The organism is Streptomyces sp. CB01635 (assembly GCF_002803065.1).
GTDB lineage: Bacteria > Actinomycetota > Actinomycetes > Streptomycetales > Streptomycetaceae > Streptomyces.
In genome coordinates, this window is record NZ_NNBL01000016.1 from 146,255 (window position 1) to 159,143 (window position 12,889).

Below are 12,889 nucleotides of genomic sequence, written 5' to 3' on the forward strand. Positions count from 1 at the left end.
GCCTCCTCCGGTGGAGCGGGTGGGAATCAGGCGGTCGGGGCGCCCGCGCAGCGCAGTGCCGCGGCGGTGAGGTCGGTGAGCAGCTGCTCGGTGGCGTTCTCGTCGGGGGTGCCGAGCGGGTCGACGAGCACTTCGCCGATGGCTCCGGTCAGGGCGGCTGCGGTGATCTCGGCGTTCTGTGGGGGCAGTTGGCCCGTCGCCGTGCCCTCGCGCACCACCTCGGCCCACAGCGTGCGGTAGCGCCGGCGGAAGTCGAGCCGCTCGGCGCCGACCGCGGGTTCAGCGGGGGCCGCGAGCAGGGCGTAGGCGAGGCCGCGGTTCTCCAGGGCGCGGCGGGCGAAGACCTCGACGCCGCGGCGGAGCCGTTCGACGGGGTCTCCCGGACCGTGCAGCACCTCACCCAGGACATCCACCTCGCGCCCCGCGGCGCGCCGGAACACTTCCACGGCGAGGGCCGCCTTGGACGGGAAGTGCTGGTACACGGAGCCTGCCGCGATGCCCGCCGAGTCGGCGACGACGGTCACGGACGCCTGCGACCAGCCCACTTCCGCCACGACCGAGGTGGCGCAGGAGATGAGGCGCTCTCTCGCGGCTTCGAGCCGGCTGATTTCGGCTGGGGTCTTGCGGTAGGCCATGAAAGAAGTGAACCATGATTCAGAGTTTCCCGCCACGGTCGGTTCCGCCGGCCCGGCTCGTCAGGAGAACGTGATGCACCTCAGTGCCCTGCTGGACAGCGTGGTTCGCTCGGCCGGCGACAAGGAAGCGGTCGTCTATCGCGAACAGCGGTGGAGCTACCGGGAGTTCGACGAAGCCGCCCGGCGCGCCGCGACGGTACTGAGCGAGGCCGGGCTGCGGCCGGGCGACCGTCTCGCGGTGATGACGTACAACACCCCCGCCTTCCTGTTCGCGGCGTTCGGCGCCTGGTACGCGGGCGCCACCCTGGTACCCGTCAACCACAAACTGCAGACTGCCGAGGTGACGCGCCAGCTCCAGCACTGCGAAGCCCGGCTGATGCTCGTCGACGCGGAGATCGGCGGGCGCGCGACCGCTGCCGCCGAGGCGGTGGACGTGCCCTGGCTGGTCAGCCACCCCGACGCCGACGCGGACACGCGCCCCGCGGACAGTTTCGAGTCCCTCGTTGCGCGAGCCGAGCCGTCCCGCGGGGAACCGGGCCCGGACAGCGACATCGCGCAGATCCTCTACACGTCAGGCACCTCCGGGACCCCCAAGGGCTGTGTGCACACGCACCGCGGCATCGCCCTGACGGCCGGGCACACGGCGGACACGATCCCCCTCGTCCCTGACGAGCGGTTCCTGATCTGCATGCCGATCTGGCACGCCTCCCCCCTCAACAACTGGACGCTCGGCACGCTGGTGCGCGGGGCCACGGTCGTGCTGCAGCGCGAGTACGATCCTCGCGGCATGCTGGAGACGATCCAGCGCGAGCGGGTCACCGCGATGTTCGCGGCGCCGATCGCGCTCATCGCCCCCGTGCAAGCCGTCGCCGACTTCGCCGACTTCGACCTCACCTCCGTGCGCGCGTGGATCTACGGCGCCGGGCCTCTGGACGCCGACACCGCGCGCCGGCTGATGAAGGCGTACGGCTCGCAGGACTTCCACCAGGTGTACGGGATGAGCGAAATGGGCCCCGCAGGGACCTCACTCTCCCCCGCCGAGCAGGTGACCAAGGCCGGTTCGATCGGGTGCCACGGCATGCCCGGTGTGGATCTGCGGGTCGTCCGCCCCGACGGCACGGATGCCGGTCCGGGCGATACCGGGGAGATCTGGCTGCGCTCGGACACGCGCATGGTCGGCTACCTCGACGACGAGGCCGCCACCGCCGAGGTGTTCGCGGGCGACTGGTACCGCAGCGGCGACCTGGGACGGGTCGATGAGGACGGGTTCGTCACGGTCGTGGACCGGATGAAGGACGTGATCATCACCGGCGGCGAGAACGTCGCCTCACAGGAGGTGGAGGGCGCGCTGCGCGGCCATCCGGATGTGCTCGACGTCGCCGTCGTCGGCCGCCCGCACCCACAGTGGGGCGAGACCGTGGTGGCCGTCGTGGTGCCGCGCGACGGTACGGCACCGGACCTGGCGGGCGTGCGCGCGTGGCTGGAGGCGCGGATCGCCCGCTACAAGATCCCCCGCGAGCTGGTCCTCCGCCGTGAGCTGCCGCGTACTCCGTCGGGGAAGGTCACCAAGCATGTGCTGCGGGCCGAGCTGGCCGACGTCACACAGGCCGTGGGCGCCTGAGCGCCACCGGCCTGCGGACGCGTCCCCGCGAGCAGCGACGGACGCGGCCCGCGTAGGGTCGCCGCATGTCGGAGGAACAGGTGGAGAGCGCACGCCGGGGTCCGGGCCGGCCGCGCCAGGAACATGTCACGCGGGCCGTGCTCGACGCCGTCGTCGACCTGGTGGCGGAGAGCGGCATGGCCGCGCTCACGATGGATGCCGTCGCGGCCCGCGCCGGGGTGAGCAAGCCGGCCATGTACCGGCGCTGGTCCACCAAGCAGGACCTGGTCATCGCTGCCGCGGAGTCGCGGATCGGGCCGCTGACCGTGCCCGACATGGGGGACTTCCGGGCCGAACTGCGGGCCGTCCTGACGGCGCGCATGAAGGCCTACCGACAGCCGGGGGTCGACCGCCTGCTGGCCGGGGTGATCGGTACCGCCGCCGAGGTGGGAGCGGAGCCGGGCGCCTATCGCGCCTACACGGCCCGTGTGATGAGCGAGACGCGGCACCTGCTGGAGCGCGGGATCGCACGCGGCGACGTCAGGCCTGACGTCGATGTGTCCGCCGCCTCGACGCTCGTGGCGGCGTCGCTGGTCTTCCGGATGGTCGGCGAGCAGCAGATGCCCGACGAGGCGCTCGTCGAGTCGGTCGTGGACCTGATCGGCCGGGCGGTCGGCGCCCGGACCTGACATTGGACTGACGTCCCGTCACTTCCCCGCGCGCAGGGCACTTCGTCGTGCCCGCGCGCCCTTCGTCATGCCCGGATGCCGGTTCCGCGACCCTCGGGCGGCACAGGAAAACAACTCCTCCCGGCCTCTTGCACCTGCGCATTTCAATATCGATACTGCGGGTTACGTAATTAGCGTTCACCGTCAGGAGGACCGCCATGCAGGCCGTCGCATCGACCCACGTGACCAACCCCAAGCCGGTACTGGACAAGCCCCTCATGCACTACGGCCGCCGGGTCCTGGAGCGGCTCGCCCCCGGCGCCGAGCAGTCCGCGTACCGGCTGATCGACATCGACCCGCTCACCCCGCACTTCGGCGCCGTGCTCGGCGGCGTCGACCTGACCCGGCCCATCTCCGACGAACTCGCCGCGGAGCTTCGGCAGGCGCTGCTGGAGTGGAAGGTGATCTTCTTCCGCGGACAGACCGGATTCACCGCCGAGCACCAGCTCGCGCTGTCAGGCATCTGGGGCCCGCCGGAGGCGAACCCGTTCTTCGCGAAGACCGGGACCGCCGGCATCTCCCGGCTCGCCAAGGACGCCAAGGCCGCGGGCAACAAGAACATCTGGCACAGCGACCACTCGTTCATGGCCAACCCTTCGCTCGGCGCCGTGCTGCGTGCCGTGGAGGTACCCGCCGCGGGCGGAGACACGATGTGGGCGGACATGGGCGCCGCGTACGACAACCTGCCCGAGGACCTCAAGGAGCGGATCGCGAACCTCACCGCCGTCCACGACTGGGAGGCAAGCTGGGGCGCCCTCATGGACGACCAGCAGAAGGCCGCCTTCCGCGAGAGCTGGCCGCAGGTCGAGCACCCGGTCGTGGTGCGCCACCCGCGCAGCGGCCGCAGGACCCTGTACGTGAACGAGCCGTTCACCCGGTACATCAAGGGTCTGACCGAGGCGGAGAACCGTGAGCTGCTCGACATCCTGGTCCTCCAGGCGCGCATCCCCGAGTTCCAGATCCGCTTCCGCTGGGAGGCCGACTCGATCGCCGTCTGGGACAACATCGCCGTCCAGCACTACGCGGTCAACGACTACTTCCCGCAGCGCCGGGTGATGGAGCGCATCGCCATCGCCGGTGTCCCGCTGTCCTGAACCGTTCTCCCACTTCTCCCTCAGGAGTACGCATGACCGCGGTACCGACCGTGCCCCCGCACCCGACGGGGACCACCAGGGCCACCGGCAGCAGCAGCCGGCGCGCCTGGACGGTGACCTTGCTGCTCGTGGTCTTCATGATGGTCAATTTCGCGGACAAGTCCGTCCTCGGCCTGGCCGCCGACGAGATCCGCGCGGACCTCCACCTGAGCGCCACTCAGTTCGGGCTCGCCAACAGCGCGTTCTTCCTGCTCTTCTCCGTGGCCGCGGTCGTCGTCGGGCTCGCCGCCGACCGGATGTCGCCGAAACTGCTGCTCCTGCTGATGGCCGTCCTGTGGTCGGTCGCCCAGGTGCCCGCGGCGATCGGCGGCGGCCTCGCCGTCCTGGTCGTCTCGCGCGTCTTCCTGGGAGCGGCGGAGGGCCCCGCGTTCCCCGTCGCCCAACAGGCCACGCTGGCCTGGTTCCCCGACCACCGGCGCAATCTGCCCGGCGCGCTGATCACCCTGGGCGTCACCCTCGGCGTGATCGTCTCGGCGCCCGGCCTGTCCTGGGTGATCCAGCACCATGGGTGGCGCTCGGCGCTCTGGGTGCTCGCGGGCGCGGGGCTCGTGTGGGCGGTGGCCTGGGCCGCCCTCGGTGCGGACGGCCGCCACGGTCTCGCCCCCGCCGGTGGCCCGGGTGTCACCCCCGTCAGTGGCGCAATACCGCACGAGGCGCGGGCGGCCGTCCCGTACCGGAGGATCTTCGCCAGCCGCACCTGGATCGGCGCCACCCTCGCCTACTTCACCAGCTACTGGGCCGTGGCCCTGATGCTGGTCTGGCTGCCGTCCTACCTGCGCAACGCCCTCGGGTACTCGGCCCACGCGGCGGGCACCCTCGTCGTCGCGCCCTGGACGATCGGCGCCGGCGTGCTGCTCGCGCAGGCCGGCATCACCGGCCGGCTGATGCGGCGCGGTGTCGGCAGCCGCCGTGCCCGGGGCTGGGTGGGCGGCTGGCTGCTCGCCCTGGGCGCCGCGTGCTGTCTGGCCCTGCCACTGGTCGACGGCTCGGGCGCGAAGACCGTCCTGATAGCCCTCGGCTTCGGCCTCGGGGGCTCGTACGCCACAATCGCCGCGACCACCGTCGCCGAGCTCGCCCCGCTGTCCCGCAGCGGCGGTGCGCTGGGCACCATGAACGCGGTGGTGACGGCGGCGGGTCTGGGCGCACCGGCCGTCGTCGGCGCCCTCGTCGACGCCCAGGGCACCGACGGCTACCAGAACTCGGTACTGCTTTCCGGACTGCTCCTGGCCGTCGGAGCTGCCGCGTCCTTCGTGCTCGTCGACCCGGCGCGGGACATCGCACGACTGAGCACCTGACGCGACCTCACCACCTCAATCCCTCGCACCTCCAAAGGAGTTGACCCTTGTCTGCCGCACCCGTACCCACACTCGACACGGCTCCCCTCGACCTCGCCGTGTCCGACCTGCGCGACCACGCCGAGTCCTGGACCGCCACCCCGCTCACCGAGCGGATCGCCCTGCTGGAGCGGATGCTCCCGCGCATCGCCGAGGGCGCTTCGGGCATGGTCGCCGACGCGGCCCGCGCCAAGGGTTACGAAGCGGACTCCAACTGGGCCACGGAGGACTGGGTCACCGCGCCCTGGGCGCTGGCGCAGACCGTGAGCGCGTACCTGCACGTGCTGCGCCGGCTGGCCGCCGGGCACACCCCGGTGCCCGCCAGGTCCGTCCGCACGCACGAGGGCCGCGTCGTCGTCGACGTCTTCCCCGCCACGGCCACGGACCGCCTCCTGCTCAACGGTTTCACCGCCGAGGTACGGACCCTGCCGGGCACGACCCGCGAGCAGGTCCTGGCCCGCGCGGCGGGCGAGTACCGCGGGCGGCAGGGCGAGCCGGCCGTCGCGCTCGTCCTCGGCGCCGGGAACGTCCCGGCGATCACGCCGCTCGACATCCTGCACAAGCTGTACGCGGAGGGCCAGGTCGTCCTCGCCAAGATGAACCCCGTCAACGCCTACCTTCGCCCGCACTTCGAGAAGGTGTTCACCGAGTTCGTGGAGCGCGGCTGGGTCCGCTTCGTCGACGGGGGCGCGGCCGAAGGCGCGTACCTCACCACCCACGAGGCCGTCGACACCATCCATGTCACCGGCAGCGAACGCACCCACGACGTCATCGTGTGGGGCACCGGCGCGCAGGCCGAGGAGCGGCGGCGCGCCGACACTCCGGTCAACGACAAGCCGTTCACCAGCGAGCTGGGCGGCGTCAGCCCCTGCATCGTGACGCCGGGCCCATGGAGCGCGGCGGACTTCCGCTTCCAGGCCGAGCACATCGTCACCGGCAAACTGAACAACTCCGGCCACAACTGCGTCGCCAGCCAGGTCCTGCTCGTGCCCCGCCAGTGGGACGGCACGGAGCGCCTGCTCGCGGAGATCCGTCGCGTCCTGCGCGAACTGCCACAGCGCGGCGACTACTACCCTGGCGCGGCCGACCGTCTCGACGCGGTGACGCGGGCCCACCCGGAGGCCGAGATCTACGGCGACGACACGTGTCGCCTCCTCGTCCCGGACATCACCGACGCCGACGACCCCATGCTCACGGACGAGGTGTTCGCCAGCGCCCTCGGCGTGGTGCGCCTGCCCGGCGAGGACGCTTCTCAATTCCTGCGCGCGGCAACGGAGTTCGCCAACGACAGACTTCCCGGCACACTCGGCGCCACACTGCTGGTCCACCCCCGCACCGAACGTTCCCACCGCGCCGCCGTGGACGAGGCCGTCGCCGCACTGCGCTACGGCACGCTCGGCGTCAACTGCTGGTCGGCGTTCGGCTTCCTGCTCGGCTACACACCCTGGGGTGCCCACCCCGGCCACACCCGCCAGGACATCGGCAGCGGTATCGGGTTCGTGCACAACGCGTTCATGCTGGAGGACGTCGAGAAGACCGTCCTGCGGGCCCCCTTCGCGCCCGCGCCGCGCGGTCTGTTCACCGGCTCGCCCTCGCTGTCGCCGCGCCCGCCGTACTACGTCACCAACCGCACGGGACGTACGACGATGGAACGCCTCACGGCCTACGCCACCGATCCGAGGGCGAGCAGGCTGCCGGGCATCTTCGCGTCGGCCCTGCGCGGCTGACTGCTCCGATCGCTTCGATCGGACGAGTGCTCCGATCGGACGAGTGCTCCGATCAGCCGGCTGCTCCGATCGGCCGGGTCAGGAGTTCAGGACCCGGGCCTTCTCAGCGGCGAACTCCTCATCCGTCAGCAGCCCTTGGGCCTTGAGCTCGGCGAGTGCGGTGAGCTGGGAGACGCGGTCCGCGGCCGGGGGCGCGGCCGGCTGCTGCGGCGGCGGGGGCTGCTGCGCCGAAGCCTGCTGCTGGGCCTGCGACTCCGTCTGCCGACGCGCGTCGCGCTCGCCGATGCGGCGATCCACTCGGCTGGAGACGGCGGTGGCGGTACCGGAGATCACCGCCGTGCGCGCGATCGTACCCAGAAGGCCCGGTCGTCCGAATCGCTGAGGCATGCCGATCTTCCCCTTAGTTCCGAATCGTTCGGTGTCACTCGGAGCCGAGCGCGGCGACGGCTTCGACGACGGCGGCCCGCGGGATGCGTTCCAGGAGCAGCAGTTCGCCCTGCGAGTCCCGCAGGGCCGTCGCAAGCCGGGCGGCCCAGGTGTTCTCCCAGGCCACGACCAGCGCCGACGACTCCGGAGGGAGGTTGTCCGCGACGGTCCGCAGGTCTTCGTCACTGAGAAGGTCGAACTGGGCATCGGTGACCTGCTGGAATGCCTCAGCCACTTCCTCATCTGTCAGTTCGACGACATTGACGGAGCCGTCTGCCGCCTTCATGACAAAGCTCAGGTCGAGGATGCGTACGGTGCCGTTCTGCTGCAATTCCCGCAGGGCGGGCGCGACGTCACCGTTGAACCGGTTGCCCTCGAACCCGACCACAGCGACGTCGACGGGTCCAACGGTGTCGGCATTGAGGCCACTGGGCACGAGCGGGCCGCCTTCCCTGAAGTGCATTACGGACATTAGGGAGCATAAGGCGACGAACATGTGATGCGCGAGCCGCGCGAAGAGGTAACCCCATGGAAGAACGAGTCGTCTGGGGCCTGACGCGCAGCTCTCCTGAACGACGCCTGGTCACCAGGCCTCCGTCTCGGGCGCCTGGGGCATCCGGGGCTTGATGTGGCGTTCCCGTGCCCGCAGCCGCAGAGCGAGCAGCGGGAAGACCAGGACCGAGATCATCGCCGCGCCGACCAGGGCCGCCGCCTCGCTCTTCTTCACGACGCCCTCGTCCAGGCCGATCGCCGTGATCGCCACGACGAGCGGGAGGCAGGTGGAGGAGTAGATCGTGAGCGCCCGGCGGCTGAGGGGCGACAGATCCCGTGGTGCCAGCACGTACGTCGGCAGTCCCCGTACGACCACGAAGAGGACGAGGAAGACGGGCAGCAGCACCAGTGCGCGCCCGCCGTCGAGCAGCGAGGCCAGATCGAACTCGATTCCGGTGACGATGAAGAAAAGCGGGACGAGGAAGCCAAAACCCACCGCCTCCACCCTGGTCAGAATCTCCTCGCTGCTCTCCGGCGCCGAGCCCTGGAGCACGAGCCGGGTGAGCAGTCCGGCGGCGAAGGCGCCGAGGAGCACGTCGAGGCCGAGCTCCTGCGACAGCGCCAGCATCGCGACCAGCAGGAGCATCACGAAACGCACCGCGAACTGCGCGCTGGTGTGCAGAGTGCTGCGGATGACCTGGCTGAACCACGGCCGGCGCGGCCGCAGGGCCAGGAACACGGCGGCGGCGGTGACGGCGGCGAAGATGGCGAGGACCACCGTGGCCGCCCCTGGCTTGCGGCCACTGAGCAGCACCGCCATGGCGATGATGGGCCCGAACTCGCCGACCGCGCCGAACGCCATCATCACTGTGCCGAACCGGCCCTCCAGATCACCGCTGTCCCGCAGGATGGGCAGCACCGTGCCCAGCGCCGTACTGGTCAGCGCGGTTCCGATGATCACGGCGCGCGACAGGTCCAGGCCCGTCAGGGCCAGCGCCACGCCCAGCCCCAGAGCCAGGGAGATCACCCAGGCCCAGACGGATCGGCGCAGCGTGTCTCCCCGGATGGCCGCGAACTGGATCTCGTACCCGGCCAGAAAGATGAGCATCGACAGGCCGAGGTCCGAGAGCACGTCGATGATCTCTCCTCCGTGCGCCCAGCCGAGCACGTCGGGACCGATGAGGATCCCCAGCACGATTTCGAAGATGACCACGGGGATCCGGACCCGTCGGCCGACGAAGTGCGCCAGCAGCGGCGCCAGAACGGCGGCCGCCATGATGAGGATGAGCGTTCCCGCCTGTCCCACACCGTCCCCCTGTCCCAAACCGTCCCCCGGTTCCGCACCGGATCATGCTCTTCCGACCATCGGCGCTACGGGCGCCGGGCGCATGCGAGAGCGGACCGTGCGGGTGAGGGCGGCGGCCAGGGAGCTGAGGTGGCGGTACGAGCCCGCGACAGCCCGTAGGGACCAGGCCGTTCCGCACCGGCCTCCCGTGAGCTGGGATCGCCGGATGGCCGCGAGGCGCACGGCAGCCCCGAGGTACCCAACTCGCTCCGAACCGCTACGTGTTCCCCTCCAGCCGGTTCAGCCGAGACGTGTTGAGCCTGGCCGCCTGGCGCGTCAGATGGTCGCGCTCGGCGAGGTTGGGTGCCTTGCCGGCCGCCTCCTCGTACAGCTGTGCCGCCGTCGCCAGGTCGCCGGCACGCTCGTGGAGATACGCCGCCACCGCGGTATAACGGGGCAGCGAGTCGGTCAGCTCCGCGAGCGCCGCCAGGCCGGCGCGTGGTCCGTCGGCCTCGCCGACGGCCACGGCGCGGTTGAGCCGGACGACTGGGCTGTCGGTCAGGCGCGTGAGCTCGTCGTACCACTCCACGATCTGCACCCAGTCGGTCTCCTCGGCTGCGGGCGCGTCGGCGTGGAGTGCCGCGATGGCGGCCTGGGCCTGGAACTCGCCCAGGCGGTCGCGGGCGAGGGCCGCCTGGAGGATCTCGACCCCCTCGGCGATCGACTCGGTGTCCCACCGGCCGCGGTCCTGCTCGGCGAGCGGCACCAGACTGCCGTCGGGCGCGGTGCGGGCGGCGCGGCGGGCGTGATGGAGAAGCATGAGGGCCAGCAGCCCTCTCACCTCGGGGTGGTCGATCGCGGCCGCGAGCTGCCGGGTGAGGCGGATGGCCTCGGCGGCGAGGTCCATGTCGCCGGAGTAGCCCTCGTTGAAGACCAGGTAGAGGACGCGCAGCACGGTGGCGACGTCGCCGTGCTGGTCGAACCGCACGCCGGCGACAGTGCGCTTGGCCCGGCTGATGCGCTGCGCCATGGTCGCCTCGGGCACCAGGTAGGCCTGGGCGATCTGGCGGGTGGTGAGCCCGCCGACGGCGCGCAGGGTGAGCGCGACCGCGGAGGACGGCGTCAGCGACGGGTGGGCGCACAGGAAGTAGAGCTGGAGCGTGTCGTCCGCCGCGGGTGCGGGTCCGGGTGCCGGTTCGTCGTCGACGAGGTCCTCACGCCGCCGCCGGGCGGCGTCCGACCGGGTGGCGTCCGACCGGGTGGCGTCGAGGAACTTGCGCCAGGCCACGGTGACCAGCCAGCCCTTCGCATCCCGCGGAGGGTCGGCCGGCCAGACGCGGACCGCCTCGACCAGCGCGTCCTGCACGGCATCCTCGGCCGCCGCGAAGTCGGCTCCGCGGCGGACGAGGACAGCGAGCACGCTCGGCGTCAGGCTCCGGATCAGGGCCTCGTTCATCGACGAGGTCATTCCATGATGGTGTGCTGCGAGCCCATGAACGGGCGCAGCTCGAGCCACTCGTGGATCGGCTTGCCGCCCGCCCCGGGTTCGGCCGACAGCTCCCCGGCCAGCTCGACGGCGCGCTCGTAGCTGTCGACGTCGATCACCATCCAGCCCGCGATGAGGTCCTTGGTCTCGGCGAACGGGCCGTCGGTGACCGGCGGGCGGCCCTCACCGTCGTACCGGACCCACGTCCCTTCGGGGGCGAGCGCCTGACTGTCGACGAACTCGCCGGTCTTCTCGAGCCGGTCCTTGAAGTCCTGCATGTACTGCACGTGCGCCGAGATCTCCTCGGGCGTCCACTGCGCCATGGGGACGTCGTTGACCGAAGCCGGAGCGCCCCGGTAGTGCTTCAGCAGCAGGTACTTGGCCATCGTGTTCTCCTCGGTGCTGGTGCGACCCATTGTGGTCGCTTTCACCTCAGGGACGGAGCCAACCACGGGTTCTCGACATCGCCGTGCACAATTCTTCGGCCCCCGTGGATGAGGCTGGTGAACGTCGTCGCCGGAGCCCAACGGATGACACCGACCGTGCCGAACCCGGCCGCCAAGGGCACTGCGGCCACCACCGCCGACGAAGCCTCCGCCCGCACCCTGGTCGTCAAGTGGATCGAGGACGGCCCCGGCCAGGCCCCCACTGCCCACCGGCGGCTGCGGACCGAGCTGGCTGCGCTGCAGTTCCTCGGCGACGACATCGGAACCGGCCTCGCGCCCGACTGCTGCGGGGCTCCGCCCAGCGGCGCGTCGGCCACGCCCTACCCGTGCCGGGCGGGCAGGCGGAACTACTGTCGACGCCATGGACGGTGATCGCCGAGCATGGCGTAAGTGTTCCCTCGCCGGCGCGGTATTCGCCGTGTGTATGGCCGGCACCACCCTGCCGACCCCGCTCTATGGGCTCTACCAGGACAAGTTCGGGTTCTCCGAGCTGACGGTGACCGTCGTTTATGCCGTGTACGCCTTCGGGGTCATCGGTGTGCTGTTGCTGGCGGGCAACGCGTCGGACGCTTTGGGCAGGCGGCCAGTTCTGTTGTGGGGGCTGGGGTTCGCGGCGGCCAGCGCCGTCTGCTTCCTGAGTGCCACCGGGCTGGGCTGGCTGTATGCGGGGCGGCTGCTCTCCGGATTTGCCGCCGGGCTGTTCACCGGGGCCGCCACCGTGTACGTCATCGAGTTGGCGCCGCACGGCGGTGGCTCCCGCGCCACGTTCGTGGCGACCGCCGCCAACATGGGCGGGCTGGGCTGCGGTCCGTTGCTCGCCGGACTGCTCGCCCAGTACGCCGCCTGGCCGCTGTACCTGCCCTTCGCCGTGCACCTCGCGCTGGTGGCCGCCTCGGCCGCCGTCCTGCTGTGGCTGCCGGAGACCGTGGCCGAGCGGCGGCCGCTGAGCACCGTACGGCCGCAGCGGCCGAGTCTGCCCCCGCAGGTGCGGCCGGTGTTCGGACCCGCCGCGATCGCCGCGTTCGTGGGGTTCGCGTTGTTCGGCGTGTTCACCTCGGTCAGTCCGGCGTTCCTCGCCGAGTCCCTCGAGGTGGACAACCACGCCGTGAGCGGCCTGGTCGTCGCACTCGCCTTCTTCGCCTCGACCGCGGGCCAACTCGCGGTCACCCGGGTCGGGATGGAGCGATCCCTGCCGCTGGGCTGCGCCGGGCTCCTCGCCGGACTCGCCCTGCTCGCCGGCGCGCTGCGGTGGGACCTGCTGGTACTGGTCATGCTGAGCGCGCTCGTCGGCGGCACGGGGCAGGGACTGGCGTTTCGTGCGGCGCTCGGCGCCGTGGCCGAGGCGTCTCCCCCGGACCATCGCGCGTCAGTGATCTCCACGCTCTTCGTGGTGGCGTACGCGGGCATCTCCGTACCGGTCATCGGTGTCGGAGTCCTGACGGGGCCGATCGGCCTGGAAGGTGCCGGGCTGGTGTTCATCGCGGTCATGGCGGTGCTGGTGTCGACCGCGGGTGTCTATCTCGTCCGGCGGCCACGTCGTACGACACCCGAGCACGCACGCCCTGGCCTGTAAATC

At 71.2% G+C, this 12,889-nt stretch carries 13 protein-coding genes; 7 read left to right on the forward strand and 6 right to left on the reverse strand.

What is annotated here, in order from left to right; all coding sequences use genetic code 11:
* Positions 1-26: 26 nt before the first annotated feature.
* Positions 27-635 carry a TetR/AcrR family transcriptional regulator gene (locus tag CG723_RS30900; protein WP_100596810.1) on the reverse strand — a complete coding sequence of 203 codons (609 nt, stop codon included), beginning with the start codon at positions 633-635 and terminating at the stop codon, positions 27-29.
* 73 nt (positions 636-708) lie between these two features.
* Between CG723_RS30900 and CG723_RS30905 the strand changes: the two genes are divergently transcribed.
* The 5 genes from CG723_RS30905 to CG723_RS30925 all read left to right on the forward strand — a co-directional run bounded on the left by CG723_RS30905 (position 709) and on the right by CG723_RS30925 (position 7,178).
* The gene (locus CG723_RS30905) at positions 709-2,256 is read left to right on the forward strand and encodes a class I adenylate-forming enzyme family protein (RefSeq protein ID WP_100596811.1); all 1,548 of its coding nucleotides are present in this window, start codon (positions 709-711) and stop codon (positions 2,254-2,256) included.
* 65 nt (positions 2,257-2,321) lie between these two features.
* Positions 2,322-2,924 (forward strand): TetR/AcrR family transcriptional regulator, encoded by a 603-nt coding sequence (locus CG723_RS30910; RefSeq protein ID WP_100596812.1) that lies wholly within the window; start codon positions 2,322-2,324, stop codon positions 2,922-2,924.
* A 197-nt stretch (positions 2,925-3,121) separates the two neighbouring features.
* The gene (locus CG723_RS30915; protein WP_100596813.1) at positions 3,122-4,057 is read left to right on the forward strand and encodes a TauD/TfdA dioxygenase family protein; all 936 of its coding nucleotides are present in this window, start codon (positions 3,122-3,124) and stop codon (positions 4,055-4,057) included.
* A gap of 32 nt (positions 4,058-4,089) precedes the next feature.
* On the forward strand, positions 4,090-5,412 hold the full coding sequence (locus tag CG723_RS30920; RefSeq protein WP_100596814.1) for an MFS transporter: 1,323 nt from the start codon (positions 4,090-4,092) through the stop codon (positions 5,410-5,412).
* Positions 5,413-5,459: 47 nt separating this feature from the next.
* Positions 5,460-7,178 carry an aldehyde dehydrogenase family protein gene (locus tag CG723_RS30925; protein WP_100596815.1) on the forward strand — a complete coding sequence of 573 codons (1,719 nt, stop codon included), beginning with the start codon at positions 5,460-5,462 and terminating at the stop codon, positions 7,176-7,178.
* Positions 7,179-7,256: 78 nt separating this feature from the next.
* Here the strand turns inward: CG723_RS30925 and CG723_RS30930 are convergent, their stop codons facing one another.
* The 5 genes from CG723_RS30930 to CG723_RS30950 form a co-directional block, all read right to left on the reverse strand.
* Positions 7,257-7,565, reverse strand: a complete 309-nt coding sequence (locus CG723_RS30930) for an SHOCT domain-containing protein (protein WP_100596816.1) — start codon at positions 7,563-7,565, stop codon at positions 7,257-7,259.
* A gap of 34 nt (positions 7,566-7,599) precedes the next feature.
* Positions 7,600-8,067 carry a DUF6325 family protein gene (locus CG723_RS30935; protein ID WP_100596817.1) on the reverse strand — a complete coding sequence of 156 codons (468 nt, stop codon included), beginning with the start codon at positions 8,065-8,067 and terminating at the stop codon, positions 7,600-7,602.
* A 120-nt stretch (positions 8,068-8,187) separates the two neighbouring features.
* On the reverse strand, positions 8,188-9,402 hold the full coding sequence (locus CG723_RS30940; protein WP_100596818.1) for a cation:proton antiporter: 1,215 nt from the start codon (positions 9,400-9,402) through the stop codon (positions 8,188-8,190).
* A gap of 256 nt (positions 9,403-9,658) precedes the next feature.
* On the reverse strand, positions 9,659-10,837 hold the full coding sequence (locus CG723_RS30945) for an RNA polymerase sigma factor (protein WP_100596819.1): 1,179 nt from the start codon (positions 10,835-10,837) through the stop codon (positions 9,659-9,661).
* Positions 10,838-10,845: 8 nt separating this feature from the next.
* The gene (locus tag CG723_RS30950; protein ID WP_100596849.1) at positions 10,846-11,253 is read right to left on the reverse strand and encodes a YciI family protein; all 408 of its coding nucleotides are present in this window, start codon (positions 11,251-11,253) and stop codon (positions 10,846-10,848) included.
* A gap of 144 nt (positions 11,254-11,397) precedes the next feature.
* On the opposite strand from CG723_RS30950, the gene CG723_RS30955 reads away from it, so the two are divergent.
* Positions 11,398-11,685, forward strand: a complete 288-nt coding sequence (locus CG723_RS30955) for a hypothetical protein (protein WP_159032586.1) — start codon at positions 11,398-11,400, stop codon at positions 11,683-11,685.
* Complete coding sequence (locus CG723_RS30960; protein ID WP_100596821.1) at positions 11,675-12,886, forward strand: MFS transporter; 1,212 nt, start codon at positions 11,675-11,677, stop codon at positions 12,884-12,886. Before CG723_RS30955 ends, CG723_RS30960 begins: the two co-directional genes overlap by 11 nt.
* Positions 12,887-12,889: the final 3 nt, after the last annotated feature.